21 protein-coding genes and 1 pseudogene are annotated in these 23,894 nt (G+C 64.4%); 12 read left to right on the top strand and 10 right to left on the bottom strand.

The features are described from left to right. Nucleotide 1: 1 nt before the first annotated feature. Entirely contained in the window at nucleotides 2-463 is a 462-nt protein-coding gene (locus X750_RS158935; protein ID WP_023670450.1) for an Lrp/AsnC ligand binding domain-containing protein, read from the bottom strand. A 226-nt stretch (nucleotides 464-689) separates the two neighbouring features. On the opposite strand from X750_RS158935, the gene putA reads away from it, so the two are divergent. Both putA and X750_RS158945 read left to right on the top strand, forming a co-directional pair. After that, on the top strand, nucleotides 690-4,298 hold the full coding sequence (putA, locus tag X750_RS158940) for a bifunctional proline dehydrogenase/L-glutamate gamma-semialdehyde dehydrogenase PutA (RefSeq protein WP_023706055.1): 3,609 nt from the start codon (nucleotides 690-692) through the stop codon (nucleotides 4,296-4,298). 87 nt (nucleotides 4,299-4,385) lie between these two features. After that, nucleotides 4,386-5,450: a glycosyltransferase gene (locus tag X750_RS158945; protein ID WP_023706054.1), complete on the top strand. Its 1,065-nt coding sequence runs from the start codon at nucleotides 4,386-4,388 to the stop codon at nucleotides 5,448-5,450. A gap of 45 nt (nucleotides 5,451-5,495) precedes the next feature. Here the strand turns inward: X750_RS158945 and X750_RS158950 are convergent, their stop codons facing one another. From X750_RS158950 to X750_RS158965, 4 genes are all read right to left on the bottom strand, one after another. Then, nucleotides 5,496-5,810, bottom strand: coding sequence for an antibiotic biosynthesis monooxygenase (locus X750_RS158950; RefSeq protein WP_023706053.1), 315 nt, complete (start codon nucleotides 5,808-5,810; stop codon nucleotides 5,496-5,498). Between the two features lie 50 nt (nucleotides 5,811-5,860). Then, the gene (locus tag X750_RS158955; protein ID WP_023706052.1) at nucleotides 5,861-6,820 is read right to left on the bottom strand and encodes an energy transducer TonB; all 960 of its coding nucleotides are present in this window, start codon (nucleotides 6,818-6,820) and stop codon (nucleotides 5,861-5,863) included. Between the two features lie 127 nt (nucleotides 6,821-6,947). Continuing rightward, nucleotides 6,948-7,382: a hypothetical protein gene (locus tag X750_RS158960; protein ID WP_023706051.1), complete on the bottom strand. Its 435-nt coding sequence runs from the start codon at nucleotides 7,380-7,382 to the stop codon at nucleotides 6,948-6,950. A gap of 5 nt (nucleotides 7,383-7,387) precedes the next feature. Further along, a complete protein-coding gene (locus X750_RS158965; protein WP_031196347.1) occupies nucleotides 7,388-9,517 on the bottom strand; it encodes a TonB-dependent hemoglobin/transferrin/lactoferrin family receptor in 2,130 nt (709 codons plus the stop codon). Nucleotides 9,518-9,790: 273 nt separating this feature from the next. Between X750_RS158965 and hemP the strand changes: the two genes are divergently transcribed. The 5 genes and pseudogenes from hemP (at nucleotide 9,791) to X750_RS158985 (ending at nucleotide 13,883) form a co-directional block, all read left to right on the top strand. Then, the gene (hemP, locus tag X750_RS158970; protein WP_023673860.1) at nucleotides 9,791-9,997 is read left to right on the top strand and encodes a hemin uptake protein HemP; all 207 of its coding nucleotides are present in this window, start codon (nucleotides 9,791-9,793) and stop codon (nucleotides 9,995-9,997) included. A gap of 36 nt (nucleotides 9,998-10,033) precedes the next feature. Then, on the top strand, nucleotides 10,034-11,095 hold the full coding sequence (locus tag X750_RS158975; protein WP_023706049.1) for a hemin-degrading factor: 1,062 nt from the start codon (nucleotides 10,034-10,036) through the stop codon (nucleotides 11,093-11,095). Nucleotides 11,096-11,106: 11 nt separating this feature from the next. After that, nucleotides 11,107-11,994, top strand: a complete 888-nt coding sequence (locus X750_RS158980; RefSeq protein WP_031196346.1) for a hemin ABC transporter substrate-binding protein — start codon at nucleotides 11,107-11,109, stop codon at nucleotides 11,992-11,994. A 4-nt stretch (nucleotides 11,995-11,998) separates the two neighbouring features. After that, nucleotides 11,999-13,071, top strand: a pseudogene (locus tag X750_RS01000000162690) (iron ABC transporter permease). A gap of 23 nt (nucleotides 13,072-13,094) precedes the next feature. Beyond that, the gene (locus X750_RS158985; RefSeq protein ID WP_023707864.1) at nucleotides 13,095-13,883 is read left to right on the top strand and encodes a heme ABC transporter ATP-binding protein; all 789 of its coding nucleotides are present in this window, start codon (nucleotides 13,095-13,097) and stop codon (nucleotides 13,881-13,883) included. Nucleotides 13,884-13,991: 108 nt separating this feature from the next. On the opposite strand, the gene rirA is transcribed toward X750_RS158985, so the two are convergent. After that, the gene (rirA, locus tag X750_RS158990) at nucleotides 13,992-14,453 is read right to left on the bottom strand and encodes an iron-responsive transcriptional regulator RirA (RefSeq protein WP_023672640.1); all 462 of its coding nucleotides are present in this window, start codon (nucleotides 14,451-14,453) and stop codon (nucleotides 13,992-13,994) included. 295 nt (nucleotides 14,454-14,748) lie between these two features. On the opposite strand from rirA, the gene X750_RS158995 reads away from it, so the two are divergent. The 3 genes from X750_RS158995 to X750_RS159005 all read left to right on the top strand — a co-directional run bounded on the left by X750_RS158995 (nucleotide 14,749) and on the right by X750_RS159005 (nucleotide 17,232). After that, entirely contained in the window at nucleotides 14,749-16,044 is a 1,296-nt protein-coding gene (locus tag X750_RS158995) for a DUF445 domain-containing protein (protein ID WP_023691056.1), read from the top strand. 107 nt (nucleotides 16,045-16,151) lie between these two features. Then, nucleotides 16,152-16,574, top strand: coding sequence for a phasin family protein (locus X750_RS159000; protein ID WP_023672638.1), 423 nt, complete (start codon nucleotides 16,152-16,154; stop codon nucleotides 16,572-16,574). Nucleotides 16,575-16,734: 160 nt separating this feature from the next. Beyond that, nucleotides 16,735-17,232: a MaoC family dehydratase gene (locus X750_RS159005; RefSeq protein ID WP_023681725.1), complete on the top strand. Its 498-nt coding sequence runs from the start codon at nucleotides 16,735-16,737 to the stop codon at nucleotides 17,230-17,232. A 15-nt stretch (nucleotides 17,233-17,247) separates the two neighbouring features. Here X750_RS159005 and X750_RS159010 read toward each other — a convergent pair whose 3' ends face one another. After that, nucleotides 17,248-18,717, bottom strand: coding sequence for an MFS transporter (locus tag X750_RS159010; protein WP_023746801.1), 1,470 nt, complete (start codon nucleotides 18,715-18,717; stop codon nucleotides 17,248-17,250). A 131-nt stretch (nucleotides 18,718-18,848) separates the two neighbouring features. On the opposite strand from X750_RS159010, the gene X750_RS159015 reads away from it, so the two are divergent. Next, nucleotides 18,849-19,742, top strand: a complete 894-nt coding sequence (locus X750_RS159015) for a LysR family transcriptional regulator (RefSeq protein ID WP_023691058.1) — start codon at nucleotides 18,849-18,851, stop codon at nucleotides 19,740-19,742. 4 nt (nucleotides 19,743-19,746) lie between these two features. Here X750_RS159015 and X750_RS159020 read toward each other — a convergent pair whose 3' ends face one another. After that, nucleotides 19,747-21,165, bottom strand: a complete 1,419-nt coding sequence (locus X750_RS159020) for a PLP-dependent aminotransferase family protein (RefSeq protein ID WP_023746800.1) — start codon at nucleotides 21,163-21,165, stop codon at nucleotides 19,747-19,749. A 106-nt stretch (nucleotides 21,166-21,271) separates the two neighbouring features. Here X750_RS159020 and X750_RS159025 point away from each other — a divergent pair, with 106 nt between their 5' ends. Further along, on the top strand, nucleotides 21,272-22,135 hold the full coding sequence (locus X750_RS159025) for a DMT family transporter (RefSeq protein WP_023706042.1): 864 nt from the start codon (nucleotides 21,272-21,274) through the stop codon (nucleotides 22,133-22,135). A gap of 28 nt (nucleotides 22,136-22,163) precedes the next feature. Here the strand turns inward: X750_RS159025 and X750_RS159030 are convergent, their stop codons facing one another. After that, nucleotides 22,164-23,204 (bottom strand): zinc-dependent alcohol dehydrogenase family protein, encoded by a 1,041-nt coding sequence (locus X750_RS159030; RefSeq protein ID WP_023746799.1) that lies wholly within the window; start codon nucleotides 23,202-23,204, stop codon nucleotides 22,164-22,166. 36 nt (nucleotides 23,205-23,240) lie between these two features. Then, a complete protein-coding gene (maiA, locus tag X750_RS159035; RefSeq protein ID WP_023746798.1) occupies nucleotides 23,241-23,891 on the bottom strand; it encodes a maleylacetoacetate isomerase in 651 nt (216 codons plus the stop codon). Nucleotides 23,892-23,894 lie beyond the last annotated feature (3 nt).

Genomic DNA, 23,894 nt, shown 5'->3' with positions numbered 1-23,894 from the left:
GCTAGCGATCCTTCACCGTCTCCATGGCCACGAAGGTCGAGGTCTGCGCAACATGCGGCAGTGCCGAGATGCGCTCGCCGAGCACGCGGCGATAGGCGGCGATGTCGGTGGTACGGACTTTCAGGAGATAATCGAAGCTCGACGCCATCATGTGGCACTGCTCGATCTCCGGCACGGCCTGCACCGCGCGATTGAAAGCATCGAGCGCGGCCGAGCGTGTGTCCGACAGTTTGACCTGGACGAAGGCGACATGGCCTTCGCCCATGCGCTCGCGATCGATGATCGCCTGATAGCCCCTGATATAGCCGTCCTTCTCCAGGCGCTTCACCCGCGCCTGCACCGGCGTCTTCGACAGGCCGACCTTGCCGGCCAGTCCAGACATGGATAGCCGCCCGTCGCGCGCCAGCGCCGACAGGATGTTTCTGTCGATGCGGTCCAATTGGTCTTCTGTCACGGATATCATAGTCCACCTGATAACGATTCAACCGTAATGATAGACCGATCGGCCTGCCATGTCGATTTCTTTGGACCGGCCGAAAATGCGGCTCTGTGCTAGCTTGCGCCATTCGGTCCGGCGACCGCCGGCCCGCTCCCAGATGCNGGCCGAAAATGCGGCTCTGTGCTAGCTTGCGCCATTCGGTCCGGCGACCGCCGGCCCGCTCCCAGATGCTTGCTCAGCAGGGACCGCCATGCCGCTCGACACCATTCGCCAGCAGATCCGCGCCAACTACCTGCCCGACGAAGACGCGGCTGTGAAGCGCCTGGCTGCGGCGACAGAACTTTCGGCCGATGACCGCAAAGCCGTCTCGGCCCGTGCCGCGGATCTGGTGCGCGCGGTGCGCGGCTCGTCCGACCCGCGGCTGATGGAGGTTTTTCTCTCGGCCTACGGCCTCTCCACCAAGGAAGGCGTGGCGCTGATGTGCCTGGCCGAGGCACTGCTGCGCGTGCCTGACACCGAGACCATGGACGACCTGATCGCCGACAAGATCGCACCGCATGACTGGTCGGCGCATTCGGGCGGTTCGAGCTCGATCTTCGTCAACGCCTCGACCTGGGCGCTGATGCTGACCGGCCGTGTGCTCGACGAAGGCGAGGGCGGCATTGAAGGCACGCTGCGCTCGATGGTTCGCCGGCTGGGCGAGCCGGTTATCCGCAAGGCGGTCGCCGCCGCCATGCGCGAAATGGGCGAGCAGTTCGTGCTCGGCCGCACCATTGCGGAAGCCGTCAAGCGCGGCAAGTCGATGATCCAGAAAGGTTATCTCTATTCCTTCGACATGCTGGGCGAGGCCGCCCGCACCGAGGCCGACGCGCTGCGCTACCTCAAAGCCTATGCCGATGCGATCTCCTCGCTCGATTCAGGCTCCAACGGTCCCGATATCCGCCAGAACCACGGCATCTCGGTCAAACTGTCGGCGCTGCATCCGCGCTACGAAGAGGCACAGAAGGAAAAGATGCTGCCGGTGATGGCCGAGCGGCTGCTGTCGCTGGCGCTGGCCGCACGCCATTCGCGCATGGGCCTCAATATCGACGCCGAGGAGGCCGACCGGCTCGACCTGTCGCTCGACGTCATCGAGCGTGTGTTGTCCGAGCCGGAGCTTGCCGGCTGGAATGGCTTTGGCGTCGTCGTCCAGGCCTACGGCCCGCGCGCGGCCTTCACCATCGACTGGCTCTATGCGCTGGCGAAAAAGTACGACCGCAACATCATGGTGCGGCTGGTCAAGGGCGCCTATTGGGACACCGAGATCAAGCGGGCACAGACGCTCGGGCTTTCCGGCTACCCTGTCTTCACCCGCAAGGCCAACACCGATGTTTCCTACATGGCCTGCGCCAGGAAGTTGCTGTCGATGACCGACCGCATCTATCCGCAATTCGCCACGCACAACGCCCATACAGTCGCTGCCGTCCTGTCGATGGCTGACAACCGTGACGCTTTCGAATTCCAGCGCCTGCACGGCATGGGCGAGGCGCTGCATGAGACGGTGCGCCAGGCCGAAGGCACGCGCTGCCGCATCTATGCGCCGGTCGGCGCGCACTCCGACCTCTTGGCTTATCTGGTGCGACGTCTGCTGGAGAATGGCGCCAACTCCTCCTTCGTTCATCAGCTCACCGATGAGGATGTCGAGCCGGAGGATATTGCGCGCGATCCGCTCGAGACGGTCGAGAGCCAGGGCTCCGCCGCCAATCCGGCAATCGCTCGTCCGGCGACGATCTTCGGCACTGGGCGGCGCAATTCGAAGGGATTCGACATCACCGACCCGGTGACGCTGGCGGCGATCGACAAGGCCAAGGCGGCCTTTGCCGGGCCCGAGCGCTGGCATGCCAAGCCGATCACGCGCGCCGCCGGCTACGGCAAGCAGCGCCCGGTGGTCAATCCGGCAAAGCCTGCCGAGATCGTCGGCACGGTCGCCGAAGCCGCTGCCAAGCAGGTAGCGACCGCGGTGCGCTTCGCGGTGGAGGCGCAGCCGGCCTGGGCAAAACGCCCCGTCGCCGAGCGCGCCGCCATCATCAACCGCGCGGCCGACCTCTATGAGGCCAACGCGGTCGAGTTCTTTGCGCTGGCTACCAGGGAAGCCGGCAAGTCGCTGGCCGACGGCGTGGCCGAAGTGCGCGAAGCTGTCGACTTCCTGCGCTACTACGCTGCCCAAGCGGCCAACAACGAAGCGGGCACCGAGGCACGCGGCGCGATCGTGTGCATTTCGCCGTGGAATTTCCCGCTCGCCATCTTCACCGGCCAGATCGCGGCAGCGCTCGTCACCGGCAATTCGGTCATCGCCAAGCCAGCCGAACAGACCCCGCTGATCGCCTTCCGCGCCGTCGAGCTGCTGCGCGAGGCCGGCGTGCCGGAAGATGTCATCCAGCTTCTGCCGGGCGACGGTCCGTCGGTCGGCGGACCGCTAACTGCGGATCCGCGCATTGCCGGCGTCTGCTTCACCGGCTCGACCGAGGTTGCAAAGCTGATCGAGAAGCAACTGGCCGAGACGGCCGCGCCGGACGCCATGCTGATCGCCGAGACCGGCGGTCTCAATGCCATGATCGTCGATTCCACAGCACTGCCCGAACAGGCGGTGCGCGACATACTGGCATCGGCTTTCCAGAGTGCAGGCCAGCGCTGTTCGGCGCTTCGCGTGCTCTACGTGCAAAAGGATGTCGAGAAGAAGATGCTGGAGATGCTGAAGGGCGCCATGGAAGCGCTCACCATCGGCGATCCCTGGCAGATTTCGACCGATGTCGGGCCGGTCATCGATGACGAGGCGCAGAACTCGATCCGCGAGTATTGCACCAAAATGGGGCTGCAGGGCCGGCTGATCGCCAAGCTCGAAGCACCCAAAGATGGCCGCTTCGTTGCGCCGCATGTGTTCCGGGTCAAAGGCATCGAGGAGATGGAGCGCGAAGTGTTCGGTCCGGTGCTGCATGTCGCCAGCTTCGACGCCGACGGGATCGACGCCGTCATCGCCGCCATCAACCGCAAAGGCTATGGCCTGACCTTCGGCCTGCACACCCGCATCGAAGGCCGCGTCCAGCATTTCGTCGACGGCATCCATGCCGGCAACATCTATGTCAACCGCAACCAGATCGGCGCCGTCGTCGGCTCGCAGCCCTTTGGCGGCGAGGGGCTTTCGGGCACCGGGCCGAAGGCCGGCGGGCCGCATTATCTCCGGCGGTTCCGCAAGGGGCCGGAGGCGGGCACGGAGATTGCCGAGGGCCACAAGGTGACGGCGACCGAACTGGCCGACAATCTGCCCGATCCGACGCTTGGCGGCTGGTCGACGCGGCCGGACCGCATCGCCATTTTGAGAAAGCATCTGCGCGGCAAGGGCGCTGCAGCGATCGGCGCTGCAGCCGCCATCGATTTCGGCCAGGTCGACCTGCCGGGACCGACCGGCGAGGCCAACACGCTGTCGCTGTCGCCGCGCGGCCGGGTGCTGTGCCTCGGTCCGGACGCCGAAACGCTGCTTGCCCAGACGATCCAGGCGCTGGCCGCCGGCAATGCGGTGCTGGCCGTGGCGCCGGGCGCGCCGGCAGCACTGTCGGCGCTGACCGGCAAGGGGTTGCCGCTGGCGGCCATAGACGGTCGGCCAGACCCAGTCGAAGCGCGTTCGCTGCGCGTCGATGTCGTCGCCTTCTCGGGCAGGCCCGAGGCGGCGCGGATCGTGCGCAAGGTCATTGCCGACCGCGGCGGGCCGATCGTGCCGCTGGTCAGCGAGGTGCTCAACCCGGCGGCCTATGCGCATGAACGCGCTGTCTGCGTCGACACCACGGCTGCCGGCGGCAATGCCAGCCTGCTCGCGGCGGCCTAGGGGGCTTTTCGCGGCTCGCTTGCCTGCGTCGGGTTGCAAGGGTATGCGCAAGGGATAGAGAGCAACTCGAGCGGGGCAGCCGAACAGATGGAAGACACGTCCCGACCGTTTGAGCTGCCGCGCGTGGCGGTGGTCATCACTTGCTTCAACTATCGGCCGTACGTCGAACAGGCGATCCGCTCGGTGCTTGCGCAGACCTACCGGAATTGGGAATGCGTCATCGTCGACGATGCCTCGACGGACGGCTCGGCCGACCATGTCCGACAGCTTCTAAGGGATATAGACGACCCGCGCCTGCGCCTGTTGGCGCGCACGGAGAATGGCGGCCAGACCGCGGGATTCCGCGACGGCTTTGCCGCAACCGACGCGCCCTTCGTCGCGTTTCTCGACGCCGATGACGTGTGGCTGCCGGATTTTCTCCTCGCGCATCTGTCCGCCCACCTCAACACGACGCATTCGGCCGCACTGTCGAGTTCCGATGTGTTCCTTGTCGATGGCGACGGCACCTTGCTGGGCGGTACCTTCCTTGCCTTGCGCAAACCGCGGTCCGGAGCGGATCGCAGTGGCGTCGCCATCGCGCCCGGTGGCCGGCTTGCCGGCATGGCGCCCGGGATCGCCTACGCATCGGAGCATCCGGTAACCTATTTCACACCTGCGGTGACGGGCTGGCTGTGGTCGCAATGCTCGGCGATCATGTACCGGCGTGGCGCGCTGGAACCGGTATTGTCCTTCCCGTTCAAGGCCAAGGTCGGGACGGATTATCTGACGGCGACACTCGCGCACCAGGCCGGCGGCAGCCTCATCCTGTCAGAAGGTCTCGGCCTCTATCGCCTGCATGGCTCCAACCTGTCCACCGGAACTGCCTTTGCTGGCGGCAATGTGCGGCAAACGCCTGCATACAGGAGCTACAGGAGCGTGTTGGCGGCGGATGCCGCAGACTATTTGCTGGCGAATTCTGCCTGGCTCAGCGATCTCAACGGGCGCAATTTCATACCTGCATTCCTGACGCAGCATGTGCGCCAGTTCCCGGAGTTGGCCGGTGATCCGCGGTTGGCGCGCTACCTGACACGCGGACAGCCCTGGCGGCGGCTGCGCCTGCACATTGCCCAGTGGCTTCGGCGACTGGGCGGCCGGAATTCAACCGGAACCTGACGGCATCTGCCCGTCGTCAGATCTCGTCGACGGGTGAAATCTCAATCAGGCGCCTTCGACGACCGAAAAGCCTTCGAACTGCGGATGGCCGAGATAGTGCACCTTCGACGTGCCGGCGTTGCGGTGGGCGGCGCGAAAATTCTCGGATTTGGTCCAGGCGACGAAATCCTCATGGCTTGCCCACACCGTGTGCGAGGCAAACAGCGTGTAACCCTCGGCCTCGTTGACCGGGCCGCGCAGCAAGTGGAATTCTCTGAAGCCTTTCATCTCCGAGAGGCTCGAATCGCGGTTCTTCCAGACATCCTCGAAAGCGGTCTCCGAGCCGTTCTGGACCTTGAAGCGGTTCATGGCGATGTACATTGGGCTTCCTCTTGAATTGATGGACGATTTGGCGAAGGTCTGCGAGCTGGTTAAAACGGACCGATCCGCGCCCTGAACACCCAACTTGATAATCCGGTCTCGGGTGGAATGGGCGGGAACGGGGCTTGCTGGCGCACCAGTTTCAAAGCGAATTGGTCTAGTTCGGCAGACCCTGAACTTTCGACAAGCTGCAAGTCGCTGACGCTGCCGTCGGCCATGACGACGAAATAGACCCTGGCATTGTTGCGAGCCTTGGCTTGAATTTCCTTCGAAACGCGCCGGTTAGCGCGGGCAAGCTTCTTTTGAATTTCACCGCCGTAACGAGATTCCATCGCATTGCCAGCCGCGTCCTGGTTTTTACCCTTGCTGGCAACCGCCGGTGCGTCGCGTTCTTCGCCATCTGCCGCACCGCGGGTATCTCCAGATCCGGCTGGAGGGGTCGGCCGCGGGCTCGGGACTGGTGGTTTGGCAGCAGGCAAATCAACGGCGGGCTCGTCGGCGGGCGGTGCCTCTGAACTTTGCGTTTGAACCCCTGGCGGAGTCGACGTCTCAGCGCTTGGGGCGACAGTTTGATCATTCGGGATGGCGGCCGTCAGTGTATCTGGCGCGGCGGTCGCCTGTTCGGCGGCTTCCGGCGCAGGCTTGGGCGCCGCCGGCTCCTTTACCGGTTGAGGCGCCTCGGTCGGCGGCACGGGTCGAACGGCCTCGGGCTTGGCCGGCCGCGGATCGGTTACCAAGGTAACATCGACCGCGTCGGGAGCCTGGCTGTCCAAGGCGCTGCCGACCACCTCGGCGCCCGATTGCTCGGTGCCTTCGGATTGTATCGCGTTACTGGAATCGAATGTCCCTGCGGGTCCGATGAAGAACGCCGCTGCGGCAGCGGCATGGAGCAGGCAGGACGCGACGATCGCCACAGTCCATTTGCGGTCCGCGGCTGCCGGCTGTGCGAGCTCGTCCATCGTAATCGCCGGTTCGTTGCCGGCGTCGGGGAGGGGGGTGATGTCCTGCATGGTTCGCGGCGAGACCTGCCGCGAGCGGGGTGGGATTGTCAAATCAAGATCGGTTGCCGGCCATGACGGCGGAGCTGCGACGGGTCGTGTCGCATTGTCGTGCAGGAAGGCGGGATGCAGGCCCACCTCAGACGCCGAATGCGATACCGGTCTTGGTCTGCGTCTTCAGGCCGCGCATGCAGGCGCCCGGTTTGACGCCGGCGCATTCGGTGGCGCTGTTGATCAGCACGCGGCTGAGTTTGGTGCACTCGGTGCCGGCGAGGTCGAAGCGGATCACCTTGGTCTTGCCGGCCGGCAGGTCCTTGAAGTCGAGCACGCTCAGGCGGTCGACAATGCCGGCCTCGTTGAACAGCGCGATTTCGAATGCCGCCTTGGAAAGATCGGCGCCGAGCGCATTGTTGACCACGAAGGTCAGCCGGCAACCCTTGTCCGAGGGCTGCACGGCATTGAGCTCGAGGCTGAGTTGCGGAGCCGGCGCGGACTGAGCCCACGCCGGCATCAAGCCAAGCGACATCGCCAGCGTCGAGGTCAGGAGGCGAAGCGATGCCGTCAAACTTGTCATCGGTGTCAGCCTCCAAAGCGCATGGTTGCGGCCAGCTTCAGCGTGATGCCGGGTTCATAGATGACGGCGGTGGTGCCGCCGTTCAGCGGGTTGGTGTATTTGACGTCGAACAAATTGTCGGCGCGGAAGTCCACCTTCAGATTGTCGGTGGCCTGGTAACTGGCGAAGGCGTTGACCAGAGTATAATCCTTGGCTACGGGGTTGCCCTTCGGCTTGCCGTTGTACTGCACCTCGCCGCCGACGGTCAGCTTGTCCTGAAGGAAGCGGAAGCCGAGCTGCCCGGTGACCTGCGAGGACGGGATGGTGGCAAGGTCGGCGCGCTCACCTTCATCGGAGATGGTGTGGCCGTTGGTGATCGAGGCGGAGAGCCCGGCATAACCCCAGGCGGCATCGTAGACGCTTTCCAGTTCGAAGCCGTTTATCTTGGCCTGGGCGACGTTCTGGTACTGGAAGCAGATCGGAATGCCGGGGCCGAACGGGCAGCCGCTGGTCGGGTCGAATGCCGACAGTGTGACGCCTTCTATGTAGTCGTCGACATCGTTGTGGAAGTAGGCGGCCTTGAGCCGGAACGCGTCGCCGGCCTCGATAAGGTCGTTCAGCTTGTAGTTGACGCCGAACTCGGTGGTCTTGCCGGTTTCAGGCCGCAGGTTTGGGTTGGGCAGGAACGGGAAGGTGACGCCTGCCGGATGGTTGCCGCTGATCAGCGTTTCGGTCAGCGACGGCGAGCGGTAGCCTTCCGCGTAGGTGCCATAGAACTGCAGGCCCGCCAGGCTGGCGCTTTCGAAAGGCGTGACACCAACGGTGATGCGCGGCGACAGACGATCACCTGACGTTTCGTGGGTGCTGTCTTCGAGGCTGTAATTGTCGTAACGCAGCCCGGCAATGACCTCGAGCCAGTCCCAGGTGAGCTTGTCCTGGATGTAGGCGCCCGAAACACTACGCTTGCCCGATGGGGTGTAGAAGCTGTCGCCGCCGGCGGTGCCGCCGGTCTCGACATCGTCACCCACCCAGTCGCCGCCATAGGTCAATTCGTGCGCAACACCGGCTGTTTCGAAGCGCGACGTGTTCCAGATGTCGACGCCGGCCGTGCCAACGTCGAAGGTCGAGGTCGAACCGACGGGCAGCAGCACGGGAAGGCCGGTCGACGGATCGAAGCGGTTCTGCGGGACCAGCGTGGTGAGGTCGAGATTGGTCTTGTTGTAGGAGGCGTTGATGTGGAGATCGAGCCAACTCCTGGCGTCGTCGGTGATGTTGTAGCGGGCGGTGAAGGTGTTCGACTTCAGGTCGACGTCGTTGGCCGGCACGCCGCCGCTGGTTTCCGTCCAGCCGTCGCTCGAGCCGACCCAGCCGAGCTTCAATTCGCTGTCTTCGCTGGGGCGGATTGTGGTCTTGAGCAGGCCGCTCAGCAGGTCGAAGCCGGTGCCGTCGACGGTGTCGCCGCTGCCATTCTTGTAGTCGCCGTAGTCGCGGTAGACGATGTTGCCCAGCACATCCAAATCGTCGTTGAATTTGTAGGCGCCGCTGGCACTGGCGGTCCAGCCCTTGCCGTTGCTTTCATAGCGCCCGGTGACGGAGCCGGCCCAGGTTTCGCCCGGTCTGAGGAAATCCACCGCATCCTTGGTGTCGAAGAAGACGACGCCGCCAATGGCGCCGGAGCCGTAGGTGTTGGCGGTCGGTCCGCGAATGACGTCAACGGATTTGATGAGCTCGGGATCGACATAGAAGGTCGACTGCGTGCCGTGGTCTGAGCGCTGGAAATTCTGCCTGGCACCGTCGACGATGACCGCGACGCGACCGAAATCCTGCAGGCCGCGGATGTTGATGCTGGAGCTGACGCGTCGCGCATCGGCCTGCACGGCGACACCAGGCACACCGAGCAGCATTTCGTTCGGCGTCGTCGCCATGCGGCGGTCGAGCTGATCCTGGTCAACATGGCTGGCCGAAGCCAGCGATTCGATTGCCGTCTCGCCGGTGCGGCTGATGACGAGGATCTTGTCCAGCAGGGTCGCGCCGGCGGGCGCCGGCTTGGTGTCCTCGGTTTTCCTGGTCTGGTCGGCCTGGTCAGCGGCCGGTTGAGCGCTGGCCGGCGATGTCAGCAGCGCGATCGTCGCTGCCCCCGCAAGCAAGGCTGCCATTGCCTTTGCCATAGGCCGATGCACCGGATCGGCGTTCGCCAGACCCAGTCGTCCACAATTTCCCAAGCCCATGCCCCAACTCCAAAATTCCAGGTTCGATGCTGGCTGGCTTGGTGCTCGCTGGCATTTTTCATTCTGTCCGGCGTCTTAAATGTTGACTCATTTGGTCCGGTATTGCACTGACTAATAAACATGATAATCCGAGTCAAGAAATGAATCGGCATTTTTGCAACGCCTAGCCAGTTGCCCGGCACAGGAAAGGGATCGAAAGAGATGAACACCCACAATCCCAACGACTTCCGTTACCGCGTCCGCCGTTCCGAGGAGACGCCGACCCGCTTCGACCGGGTGCCGCTGGCGGTGCGGACGCTGTCCTCCAACACGCTGTTCCAGGGCGAGCACGAGATCGGCATCGAGCACCATGGCGCGCTCTATCGGCTGAAGATCACCCGCCAGGGCAAGCTCATCCTCAACAAGTGACGAAACGACCAAACACGGCAGACAGGTAAGCAGGACATGGACCAGCGCGCAAAACCCGCCCCGCATGAAATCCGGCGGGCGCGGGCAGACAATCCGAAAGCGCGCGAGCGCGATCTTGCCGCCGAGCTCGGTATTTCCGAGGCCGAGCTGGTGGCCGCGCATTGCGGCGACGGCGTCGTGCGCGTCGAGCCCAGGGTCAACGATCTTCTGACCGGCCTCGACGCCGTCGGCGAAGTGATGGCGCTGACCCGCAACGAAAGCGCGGTGCACGAGAAGATCGGCGTCTACGACAAGGTTGTCACAGGCACGCACAACGCCATGGTGCTGGGCGAAAACATCGACCTGCGCATTTTTCCCAAAGTCTGGGCGCATGGCTTTGCCGTGGAAAAGCGCGACGGCGGCGACATCCGCCGCAGCCTGCAATTCTTCGACGCGGCCGGCGATGCGGTGCACAAGGTGCATCTGCGGCCGGCGTCCAATCTCTATGCCTACCAGAAGCTCGTGGCCGCACTCGAATCGCCGAACCAGGAGGCGACCGTGTCTATCGCAGGCTTGGCCGACGACGACGCGGAGACGTCGGGCGTTGCCGCAGACATCGATGACCTGCGCGACCGCTGGAGCCGGCTGACCGACGTCCACCAGTTCTTCGGCATGTTGAAAGAGCTGAAGCTCAGCCGCCGCCAGGCCGTGCGCATGGTCGGCCAGGACTATGCCTGGCTGCTCGACAATGACGCCGTCAGCGCCATGTTCCATCATGCCGCCGCCGACGGCATGCCGATCATGTGTTTTGTCGGAAACCGCGGCTGCATCCAGATCCATTCGGGTCCCGTCAAGTCGATCAAGCCGATGGGTCCGTGGATCAACGTCATGGACGAGACCTTCCACCTGCATCTGCGCACCGATCACATCCAGGAGGTGTGGGCGGTGCGCAAGCCGACCAAGGACGGTCATGTGACGTCGCTCGAAGCCTATGGCGCCGACGACGGCAAGATGATCATCCAGTTCTTTGGCAAGCGCCATGAAGGCGAGGGCGAGCGTGACGACTGGCGGTTCCTCGCCGAAAACCTGCCGCGCATTCCAAGCCCGACCGCAGCCTGAGGATCACGACGATGATTTCACTGTTCAGGCGCCCGACGCTTGCCGCAGCCATGGGCCTGTCGCTGGCTCTTGCCGCGCCCGCGCCAGCCAGCGAAAACCTCGCCGTCTTTGACGACACGTCGCGGATCGCGGCGATCGGCGGCTCGATCACCGAGATCGTTTACGCGCTTGGCGAAGAAGGCCATCTCGTCGCCCGCGATTCGACCAGCCGCTACCCCGCGGCCGCGGTCGCGCTGCCCGATGTCGGCTATATGCGCCAGCTGTCGCCGGAAGGTGTGCTTTCGGTCAATCCGTCGGGCATCCTGGCGCTGCATGGCAGCGGCCCTAGGGAAGCGGTCGACGTGCTGAAAAAGTCGAGCGTTCCGTTCATCGACGTGCCCGAGCACTACAGCCATGACGGCATCCTGGAAAAGATCCGCATCGTCGGCAAGGCGCTTGGCGTCGACGCCAAGGCCGAGACGCTGGTGGCTGAGACCGACGCCAAGCTGAAGGCGGCCGAGAAGCAGACGGCGTCGATCAAGCAGCGCAAGCGCATCCTGTTCGTGCTGTCGATCCAGGGCGGCAAGATCCTGGCCGCCGGCACCGACACCGCCGGTGACGGCATCATCAAGCTCGCCGGTGCGGTCAACGCCGTCGAAGGTTTTTCCGGCTACAAGCAGATGTCCGACGAGGCCGTCGTAACCGCCAGGCCGGACGTGATCCTGGCCATGAAGAATGCCGGCCCGCCGATTGCGGAGGCCGAGCTTTTCGCCATCCCGTCGATCACCTCGACGCCGGCGGGTGAAGGCCGCAAACTGACCCTGATGGATGGCAGCTATCTCCTCGGCTTCGGGCCGCGCACGGCCGATGCCATCCACGATCTGGCCGCCTCGCTCTATGGCAGCCAGGTCACGGACTGAGCCGATGGTGGATCAGTCGATCGCCGGCGCGGCGGGCAAGGTGGCCGAGGGCGATCGCTCCGGGCGCGCTCGCCTGGTTATTGTGCTCCTGTGTGTGGCGCTTGCCCTTTCGATGTTCCTGTCGCTGAGGACGGGCGCTTCCGATGCATCGGCCGTTGGTGTCATTCGTGACTGGCTGACCGGCGCCATGCCGGACGACGCCGCGCTTGGTGCCCGCGACCGGTTGATCGTCTACGATATCCGCATGCCGCGCGTACTGCTCGGTGTGCTGATCGGGGCGGCACTGGCCGTATCGGGTGCGGTCATGCAAGGCCTGTTTCGCAACCCGCTCGCCGATCCCGGCCTGATCGGCGTTTCCGCCGGGTCGAGCCTCGGCGCGGTCGCCGTCATCGTGCTCGGCACGACGTGGCTGGNGGGCTGGCCTTGCCGCTCGCCGCTTTCTGCGGCGGCCTTGCGGTCACGCTGGTGCTCTACCGCGTCGCCACGCGGCAGGGGCGCACCTCGGTCGCCACCATGCTGCTTGCCGGCATTGCGCTCGCAGCCCTTGCCATGGCGCTGACCGGTATCCTGATTTTCATGGCCGACGACCGGCAGTTGCGCGACCTGACCTTCTGGCAGCTGGGCTCGCTTGGCGGCGCGACCTGGCCGAAGATCGCTTCCGTCGGGCCGATCATCGTGCTGGCGCTTGCGGTAATGCCGTTCCTGGCCAAAGGCCTCAACGCCCTGGCGCTCGGCGAGGCGACGGCCGGACATCTCGGCATCCCGGTACAGCGGCTGAAATACACCGCGATCGTCGGCGTCTCGGCAGCGGTCGGCGCCTCTGTCGCAGTCAGCGGAGGCATCGGTTTTGTCGGCATCGTCGTGCCGCATCTCTTGCGGCTGCTGATCGGTCCGGACAATCGCTATCTCTTGCCGGCATCGGCGCTGCTCGGCGCCTCGATGCTGCTGATCGCCGATGCCGTTGCCCGCGTGGTCGTGGCCCCGGCCGAACTGCCGATCGGCATCGTCACCGCGATCGCCGGCGCACCGTTCTTCCTCTGGATCCTGCTGCGCAAGCGCGGCGTAATCGACTTGTGAGATTTGAAACCTATGAGGCCGGCATGATCGAAGCACGCGATGTCTCGGTAGCGATCGGCGGCAAGCGCATTGTTGCCAATGTCGATTTCGTCGCGCGGCCGGGCGAAATTGCGGCAGTCGTCGGACCCAACGGCTCGGGCAAGACGACGTTTTTGAAGGCGTTGTCGGGCGATCTGGCGTTTGTGGGGACAGTGGCCGTCAACGGGCGCGATCTCACGGCGATGAGGCCGGTGGAGGCCGCCACCGTGCGTGCCGTGCTGCCGCAGGCCGCGACGCTGTCCTTTCCCTTCACGGTGCACGAAGTGGTCAGGCTCGGCCTTATCGGCGGCCGTTCCGGCGTTCTGCCGGGCGAAGATGATCGTCTGCCCGAGCGGGCGCTGGCGCGGGTCGACCTCGACGGCTTTGCCGGCCGCTTCTATCAGGAGCTTTCGGGCGGCGAACAACAGCGTGTGCAGCTGGCGCGCGTGCTGTGCCAGGTCTGGGCGCCGGTGCTGGACGGCAAGCCGCGCTATCTCTATCTCGACGAGCCGGTCTCCAGCCTTGATATCAAGCACCAGCTGATCATCATGAACATCGCCCGCGATTTCGCCCGGCGCGGCGGCGGTGTGATCGCCATCCTGCACGACCTCAATCTGACGGCCATGTATGCCGACCGGATTTTCGTGATGCATCGCGGCCGGCTCGCCGCCGACGGTTCACCGCAGGAGGTGCTGAGCGACGATCTGATCGAAAAGGTGTTCGATTGTCGGCTAAGGGTCGGTGTGTTGCCGGCGGCGAACATGCCGTTTGTCTTGCCGCAGTCAGCCGCCTAAAGCGCGTCGCGTTTGAACGAACTCAGGCGACGCGCTTTAGGTCTTTGTCTTTATGCATGTCGTTGTCTCAAAACCGGGGCCACTTTTGAGCGACATGCACTAGAAAACTCAGGCGGCCGGTGCTCGCTGGACCAGCATGTCGATGCCGAGCAAATGACGCACATTCGGGCGCGCCGCCACCATATCGGCGATGGTGTAGCGGGAGAGTACGGCAAAGAAGGCGTTGAGCGCCTCGCGCAGCGCCGAATTCAGCTGGCAGCTGTCGACCAGCGGGCATTCGGCGGCGTCGTTTTCGAAGCACTCGGCCATGGCGAAGCTCTCTTCGGTCACCCGTACGACGTCGAACAGGCTGATCTGCTCGGCGGGGCGGCCGATCCTCACGCCGCCATTCCTGCCGCGCACCGTCTCGACCAGGCCATGCTCGACCAGCGGCTGCAGGATCTTGAACAGGAAAAGCTCCGACACCGAATAGGCGGCCGCAATCTCGGGGATGCGGCTCAGGCGATCGTTGTTGGCGGCGCAATACATCAGGATGCGCATGGCGTAGTTGGTCTGGCGCGTCAGCCGCATTTAATTCCTCACCCGAGTGCTGGCGCGCTGGAACTGCACCAGATTTTAGATTGTGCTGGTGCGGCTTTCTCACCCGGAGTTTCGGATTCGCCCACACTGGCCTGATCGGAATATGGCCTATACCTTGGAACAATTCCAGACTGGGATTGCATGATAGATGAACATTCTTGTCAACTTTGCGTGCGAAACCGGCAATCCCCGGACGAAATCGGCCCATCCGATCATGCTACGGGCCCAAACACCCCCTAAATAGCCCATGCCAGATAGCCAAGAGATCGATGAGGAGCGGCGTATCATGTCCCAATCGGCTTCGTCCCTGGCGCCTGGCGGTTTTGATGCCGAGACGGGCGCCAAGCTTTTCGCGTTGCGGCGGACAAAGTTCCTCGCCACGGCTGCGCTGGTGCTTTGCGTCGTGGTTTTTGCCGTGGCCAAATCGTCCGAGGCCAAGTATCCGTGGCTGGGCTTCGTGGCGGCCTTCGCCGAGGCGGCGACCATTGGCGGCCTGGCCGACTGGTACGCGGTGGTGGCGCTGTTCAAGCGGCCGCTGGGCCTGCCGATCCCGCACACCGCCATCATCCCAGCGAACCAGAACCGCATCGCCGATAATCTGGGCCGCTTCATCGAGGTCAATTTTCTGGCGCCGGAGCCGGTGCGGGAAAAGCTGGCCGAGGTCGATTTTGCAGCACTCGTCGCCGACTGGCTGACTGACGCCGAACGCTCTGCCGGCCTGTCACGCTTCGTCGTACGGCTGGTCCCGCAGACGCTTGCGGCGATCGAGCAATCCGGCCTGCGCGGCTTCGTCACCAGCCGCATGCTGGAGCAGATCGACAAGGTGCCGCTGGCGCCGCTCGCGGCCGAATTGCTGTCGGCACTGACCGACGACCGCCGCCACCAGAAACTCTTCGACGAATTCACCAGGGTGATCGGCCGGTTCCTGAACGATGAAGAGGCGCTGGCGACCATGCGCGAGAAAATCCGCGAGGAATTGCCGTCGCTGTTCAACCTGTTCAGAGCCGACGCCTATCTGCTGAAGAAGATAGTCGCTTCCGCCGGTTCGCTGCTTGACGAGGTGCGGGCCGACCCCGACCATCCGATGCGCGCCGAATTCGACCGTTTCGCGCACAGCTTCATCGAGCGGCTCAGAACCTCGAAGCAATACGCCAAACGGGCCGAGAAGCTGAAACGCGATTTCCTGGCGCGGCCGGAAGTGAAGTCGCTCGCCGGCGACATGTGGCAGAGCCTCAGCCTGTTCATCGAACAGGACGCCAAGGCGGAGAATTCGATTGTTCGCGCGCATCTCGCCAACATGTTCGTCGAGGTCGGCCGCCATCTCTCAGGCGATCCGCAGATCAGGGCCGACATGAACCAGGGCTTTGTCGTGGCGCTGTCGTCGTTCGTCGAGAGCCAGAAGAGCGGTGTGTCGACATTCATCGCCGACCAGGTCAAGCGCTGGGACCTTGCCCAACTGACGAGGCTGATCGAGATGAACATCGGCAAGGACCTGCAATATATCCGCTTCAACGGCATGATTATCGGCGGATTGGCGGGTATCGTGCTCTACACGGCGGAGAGGCTGTTTCTCGCTGGCTGATGCTGCATTTGCCGCTGAATTGCTTGGGCGTCCGAATGGACACACGGCGCGCGAGTGCTATTGTCCAGAACAGGGTTCAGCATTTGCGACACTGGGGAGCACGAGCAATGGCCAAACAACCCGACTCCGATTCGTTCCTTGACATGTTCAGCCGGTTCGGCCGTGACCTGAAGGTGCCGAATGTCGAGGCGATCCTCGCGCATCATCGCAAGAACCTCGAGGCCCTGGAAAGATCGGCGCGGGCGGGAGCTGCCGGCGCGACCTCATTGTTGTCCAGACAGCGCGAGATGCTGCAGGACACGCTGCGTGAAGTCAGCGACATGGCGCAGAGCTACAAGGCGCCGGGCAATCCCCAGGAACTGATGACAAAACAGGCGGAGTTCGCCAGGAAATCCTTCGAAGCCGCCCTGAAAAATGCCGGCGAAGTGGCCGAGCTGGTCAAGAAATCCGGCACCGAATCGATCGAAATCCTGCGCAGCCGCATCAAGGAAGCGATGGAGGAAATCCGCTCGGGCTATGACAAGAAGTGACTCTCAACGCAACCATGAGAGGAGCGGGCCGGTTGCGGCGCATGAGCATGGACGAGGGACGCTGTTTGGCGGAAAATGGCGGAACGGAATCGCAACGGGCGAATTGACAGGAGCCGTCCGTTCGTGGTCCGAGGCACTGGGAGCCACCGGGAAAGCAGGAATGACGGAACTACGGCCGAAAACGCCGCCGACCTTCGAGCAGTTAAGGGCGATGGCCGGGCAGGAGCTCGGCGTGTCGGAATGGACGACCGTCGACCAGAACCGCATCAACCAGTTTGCCGAATGCACAGGCGACCATCAGTGGATCCACGTCGATCCGGAGCGGGCGAAGCGGCAGAGCCCATTTCGCACCACGATCGCGCATGGCTATCTGACGCTGTCGATCATCGGCGCGCTGGCGCTGGGCATGGGCATCGTCCCCGAAAACACGCAAGCCGCCTTCAATTACGGCTTCGACAAGGTGCGGTTCCTGGCGCCCGTCAGGGTCGGCGCACGCATCCGGCTGCGCACGACGCTGTTGTCGGTGGAGGACAAGGGGCCGGGCCAGTATCTGATGAAGGCCGCCAATACGGTCGAGATCGAGGGCGAACAGAGGCCGGCGCTGACCGCCGAAACGCTGGTCATGCTTTATGAGCGGCGCAAGCGGGCGGGAGCGTAAGCTCCCTATCTTCGGTCATGATGGCTGTTGCCGCACCGACAGCCTGCCGCCGGCGCGGGTCGAGAGCAGTGCCAGCAACAGCGCAGCCACCGCCAGGACCGTTGCCGTCTGAAAGGTAACCTGCATGCCGTGCGCGGCTGCCGCTGAGGTCAGCATGTCCTGCCTTTGCCGTTCTCCCGTCGAGGCAGCCGCAAAAATGGCGCCCATAAGCGATGCGCCGGTGATCAGGCCGAGATTGCGCGACAGATTGAGCAGGCCGGACACCACGCCGCGCTCGCCGGCAGCGACACCGCTCATGACGGCGGCATTGTTGGATGTCTGGAACAGGGCGTACCCGAAGCAGGTGACGGCGATCGGCACGATATAGCTGGCAATGCCGAGTTTTGTTGCGGCGAGCGACAAAAGCAAGGTGCCGTTGACCAGGCCGAATAGTCCGGCGATCATCATCCTGTTGGTACCGAAGCGATCGGTGAGGCGGCCGGCGATAAGTGCCGAGAGCGCGGAGACCAGCGGACCTGTCGACAGGACCACGCCGACCATCGCAGCATTGAGCCCCAGCCCTCGCGACAAATAGAACGGAGCGACCACCAGGGTCGCCATCATCACTGTGGCGACAACGAGGTTCGTGGCGAGGCTGGCGCTGAGCCGGATGTCGTACAACCGGGCAAGCCGGATCAAGGGATTCTTCGCCCTCTTCTGCGCGACGCCGAACAGAACGACGCCGATGCCGGCGGCAACCAGCAGGCCGGTGTTGAGGGCGCCGAAATGGCCGTGGCCGAGCGTCATGGCCAGTGCATAGGCGGCGAGCGTCAGGCCTAGCAAGACCGTCCCGATCGCGTCGAACCCGCCTTGAACGCCCGCAGCCTTGCCGCGGGCAGGCAGGGCCAGCCAGGCGAGGGCAAAGGTCAGGAGGCCGAGCGGCACATTGACGAGGAAGAGCGCCCGCCAGCCAAAGCCGGCGATCAGCAAGCCGCCGAGGGAGGGTCCGAGCGTCGTGCCGATCGCCGACATGGCGCCGAGCAGGCCCATGGCGCTGCCGGTTCTCTCCTTGGTCACGGTCTCCGCGACAAAGGCCAGCGTCAACGCCATCATCAGCGCGGCACCCAGCCCTTGCACGGCGCGCGCCGCAATCAGCAGCCAGAGCGTCGGCGCCAGGCCGCAGAGCACCGAGGCCAGTGTGAACAGCGCGATGCCGCCGAGCAGCAACGGCCGGCGGCCGACCATATCGGCCAGCCGGCCGGCGCTGACGATCAGGGCCGTGATGGCGAGCAGATAGGCGAGAACCACCCATTGCACGGACTGGAACGGCGCACCGAACGCCTGCATGAGGGAAGGCAGTCCGACGCTGGCAATGCTGGTTCCAAGCGACGACAGCAGCGTGGCGAGCGACAGGCTGGCCAATGCCAAGACAGGAGAGTGGGCCAGGCCTGCGGACCGGGTGTTCTGCGGCGCCGATGCGCACTCGTTCTGCTCGGCAGTTGCCATGGCGATTTCCTCCTTGTCAGTCCCGCAACCGGACCTGTCGGAGATCTAGTCGTCAGGGTGGAATGGCGGAAGCCGCAGCATTTGCATCTTATTCGTGCACCAAACGCCATGGCATGTGCTACAATCCGCCAATGACATCGCCCGACCTCAATCTGCTGTTCGCTCTCGACGTCCTGCTGACCGAAGGTAGCGTGGCTCGCGCGGCAACCCGGCTGCGGCTCAGCCCTTCGGCGATGAGTCGCACCCTGGCGCGACTGCGCGAAGCGACCGGCGACCCGCTGCTGGTTCGGGCCGGTCGAGGCCTTGTGCCGACGCCGCGCGCGGAGGCATTGCGGCAGCAGACCGGCCGTGTCGTCCAGGAAGCAGAAACGTTGCTGCGCCCTGCCAGGCCTCTCGATCTCGCGAAGCTGAACCAGATCTTCACGCTGCGCACCAATGAAGGGTTCGTCGAGGAGTTCGGGCCGCGTCTTGTCGCTCGCATCCAGGCCGAGGCGCCGGGCGTGCGGCTGCGATTTGCGCCGAAAGCCGACAAGGATGTCGCCTCGTTGCGCGACGCAGCGATCGATCTGGAAATCGGCGTTGCCGGCGAGACCGGACCTGAAGTGCTGATACAGGCGCTGTTCCGTGACCGGTTCGTCGGCGCCGTAGGAGCCGGCCATCCCTTGAGCGAAGGCGCGGTGACGCCTGAACGCTACGCGGCCGGCCGCCACATCAGCGTTTCACGGCGGGGTCGGGAAAGAGGGCCGATCGATCAGACTTTGGCGCTGCTCGGCCTGCAGCGAACCGTGGCGTGCATGGTCTCCGGCTTTTCGGCTGCACTCGCCATGGCGCGCGCTTCGGACCTTATTGCCAGCGTGCCCGAACGGCACACGCAAGGCGCACGCGCCGGCATGGTCAGCTTTCTGCTGCCGGTCGCCACGGTGGAGGTCACCATCTCGATGCTCTGGCATCCACGGCTCGATGCCGATCCGGCGCAACGCTGGCTGCGAGATTGCGTTCGGAAGGTCTGCGCGGCCTCCCGCTGAGCGCTCAGCGCGCCATTGCCGCCTTGAGCACCCTGAAAATCCGCTCGTCTTGGCATTGGGCAACGTTGAAGCGCAGGAACCGGCTGGCGGTTCCCGACAGGCTGAATGCATTGCCGGGCGCCAGCACGATGTTGTCGGCCAATGCACGGCGAGCAATTTCAGCCGCATCCACGCCATCCGGCAGGCTGCACCACAGGAACAAGCCGGCCGGTTGGTCGATCCAGGGCGTGATGCCGATCGCCTTCAGGCGCGCGCCCGTCTCACCCATGGCGCGGGAAAGCCGCGCGCGCAGCAATTCCATGTGCTTGCGGTAGCTGCCGTCCCTAAGCAGCGTCAGCACCAGTTCGGCCGCCAGCCGGCCGCCGCCGAAGGTGGTGGCAATCTTGAGGTCGGTGAGTTGCTCGATCCAGTCGCGCGGTGCCGCGATGAAGCCGCAGCGAACCGATGCCGATAGCGTCTTGGAGAAGCTACCGATATGGACGACGCGGTTGAGGCCGTCGAACGCCGCCAGCCGGGGCGCGGGACTGTGCTCGAAATCGGCGAAGATGTCGTCCTCGACGATGGTCAGGTCCGACTGGTCGGCGAGCTTCAGCAGCCGGTGCGCGGTGACCGGCGACAGGATCGCGCCGGTCGGGTTGTGGATGGCGGAATTGGTGATGTAGAGGCGCGGCCTGTGCTCGGCGAGCGCCTGCGCGAACAGCTCGATATCAGGCCCCGATGGCGTGTAGGGCACGCTGACGACCTTGGCGCGGTGGGCGCGCAGCAGCGCGTGAAAATTGAAATAGCAGGGGTCGTCGACCAGCACGGTATCGCCCGGTTGGATCAGGAAGCGGCACAGAAGATCGATGGCCTGCGTGCCCGATTCGGTCAGCATGATCTGTTCGGGCGAGACCTCGATGCCGTGGCCAGCCATGCGCCGCGCGAGCAATTGCCTGAGCGGCGGCAGGCCGAGCGGCGTGCCGTAATCGGCTAGGTCGACATCGTCGGCGCGCGCCACGGTGCGCAGCGCCCGGCGCAAGGCCCCCTGCGGCATCCATGAGGCCGGCATCCAGCCGCAGCCGGGTTTCAGCATCTCGTCGCCGGCTTCCAGTGACTGGCGCGAAACCCAAAGCGGATCGACAGCGCGGTCGAGCCGCGGGCCTATCTCGGCCAGCGACAGTGGCGCCAGCGATCCGGCGGCATAAAAACCCGAACCCGGCCGTGAGCGTATCGCGCCTTCGGCAGCGAGCCGCTCATAGGCTTCGACCACGGTCGACTTGGACACCTGCATGGCCTTGGCAAAGGCGCGGATCGAAGGTAGCCGCGCGCCTGGCGTCAGGCTGCGCGCCGATATCCGCTGGCGGATGGTCGCCATGACAGTTTCCACAAGCGTGGTCGCGACAGGAGGGTGCGCATTGCCGGTTTCCAAAATGAGTTCGGTCATCTGTATTGCTCTGATAGCCATTACAGTTTTGCGGAATTGTACTGCATTGTCTCTGGCTGCACCATAGGCACTTGCCCGATAGAGGGCGAAAGCAATGGAGCCTGGAATGGACAAAACCGCGAGCGGCTGGATGAACGGATTCATCGGCGTGCTGATCTTCTCAGGCTCGCTGCCGGCAACGCGCGTGGCCGTGGCCGATTTCGATCCGATATTCCTGACCTCGGCCCGCGCCGCGATTGCCGGACTTCTCGGTCTCGCCATGCTGATGCTGTTTCGGCAGAAACGCCCGGAGCGCGGCGATTTTCTGTCGCTGGTGATCGTCGCCCTTGGCGTGGTTGTCGGCTTTCCCTTGCTCACCGCGCTGGCGCTGAAGCACGTCACCTCCGCCCATTCCATCATCTTCGTCGGCCTGCTGCCGCTGGCCACCGCGATCTTCGGCGTGCTGCGCGGTGGCGAGCGTCCGCGCCCGGCCTTCTGGCTGTTTTCCTGCATCGGCAGCGCGCTGGTCGCCGGTTTTGCCCTGATGCAAGGCGTGACGGCCTCACCTGTCGGCGACGGCCTGATGCTGGCCGCCATCATCGTCTGCGGCCTGGGCTATGCCGAGGGGGCGGCATTGTCGCGCAGGCTGGGCGGCTGGCAGGTGATCTGCTGGGCGCTGGCGATCTCGCTGCCGATCATGCTGGTTCTGACCTTTGCGACGCTGCCGTCGTCCTTCGCCGGCATCGGCTCTCACGCCTGGATGGGTCTCGCCTATGTCTCGCTGTTCAGCATGCTGATCGGCTTCGTGTTCTGGTATCGCGGCCTGGCCCAAGGCGGCATCGCTGCCGTCGGGCAGTTGCAGTTGCTGCAGCCCTTTTTCGGCCTGGCGCTGGCAGCGTCGCTGCTGCACGAGCAGGTCAGCCCGCTGATGGTGGTCGTGACGCTCGGCGTGGTGGCTTGCGTGTTCGGGGCGAAGAAATTTGCGCGCTAGGAGTTTGGTGGTGGAGGGCGACTCCGCCCTAGAACTTCGTCACCACCCCAATGCCAATCCCCTCGAACCCGCCCATTGCCACCAGCGCCGCAGGCGCCTCATCAAGGCTGATCTTCTTGCCGACCAGCAGTTCGGGCTTGAGCTTGCCGGTGCGGATCATCTCCATCATGGCGGGGTAGCGGTGGGCCTGCATGCCGTGGCTGCCGAGGATTTCCAGCTCGAAGGCGATCACCTTGTCCATCGGCACTTGCGGGCGGGCGTGTTCGCCCAGCATCAGGCCGACCTGCACATGGCGGCCGCGCCGGCGCAGATTGGCAATCGAGTTGAAGGATGTCGTGGGGTGGCCGAGCGCGTCCATCGACATATGCGCGCCGCCATTGGTGATTTGCTTGACCGCCTTGACCACGTTCGGCGTGGTCGCGGCGTTGATGGTCGCCACGGCGCCGATCTTTTTGGCGAAGTCCAGTTTCTCGTCGGTGAGGTCAATGGCGATGACATTGGCGCCCATGGAACTGGCGATCATGATCGCCGACAGGCCGACGCCGCCGCAGCCATGCACCGCCACCCATTCCCCCGGCGTCACCCGGCCCTGGTCGACAATGGCGCGAAACGAGGTGACGAAGCGGCAGCCGAGGCTGGCGGCGGTGGCGAACTCCATCTCCTCGGGCAGGCGTACGAGATTGGTGTCGGCATGCTCGATGGCGACATATTCGGCAAACGATCCCCAGGCGGTGAAACCCGGCTGCGTCTGGTGCTCGCAGACCTGATGATTGCCCGAATTGCATTCGAAACAGCGGCCGCAGCCGACGCAAAACGGCACGGTGACGCGTTCGCCGGCCTTCCAGCGGGTCACCTGCTTGCCGACGGCGACGACGATGCCGGCCAGTTCATGGCCCGGCACATGCGGCAGTGTGATGCCATCGTCATGGCCCATCCAGCCATGCCAGTCGCTGCGGCAGAGCCCGGTCGCCTCGACCTTGATGACGACGCCGTCGGCGGCCGGTTTAGGATCCGGCACGGTCTGGATTCTCGGCGCTTCGCCGAATTTTTCGAAGACGACGGCTTTCATCGGCAACTCTCCGTGCTCTGCTCCGGCATTGTGAGCCTATTCGGCATCTATCTGATTCTCCGGCGCTGCCTTCTGAAAGGCCGGCAGCGCCATGCAGGCGGCGTGGATGCGCGAGATCTCGGGGTAGGGTGTCAGGTCGACTCCGAAGCGGGCGTTGCTGGCGATCTGGGCGACCAGGCAGATGTCGGCGAGGCCCGGTGCGTCGCCATGGCAAAATGTGCCGGTCTCATCCGATGAAGCCAGAATCTTTTCAAGCGGCTGGAACCCTTCGTTCACCCAGTGGCGAAACCAGTGGATGACATCCTGGTCGCCGGCGCCGAACAAAGTGCGCAGCGAGGTCAGCACGCGCAGATTGTTCACCGGGTGGATGTCGCAGGCGATCATCTGCGCCAGCATTCGCACGCGCGCCCGGCCGAGCGCGTCCTTCGGCAGCAGCGGCGGTTCGGGGTGGGTCTCGTCGAGATATTCGATGATCGCCAGCGACTGCGTCAAAAGCGTGCCGTCGCCCAGGATCAGCGCCGGCACCAGCCCCTGCGGATTGACCGCCAGGTAAGCCGGCTCCAGATGGTCGCCATGACGCAGATGATGCGGCACGTAATCGTAGCCCAGCCCCTTCATCTCGAGCGCAATGCGGACGCGGTAGGAAGTGGAGGAGCGGTAGTAGTTGTGGAGGACGAGGTCGCTCATCGG

The sequence above is a fragment of the Mesorhizobium sp. LNJC391B00 genome (assembly GCF_000502535.1).
GTDB lineage: Bacteria > Pseudomonadota > Alphaproteobacteria > Rhizobiales > Rhizobiaceae > Mesorhizobium.
This window is presented reverse-complemented; position numbering and strand designations above follow the sequence as displayed.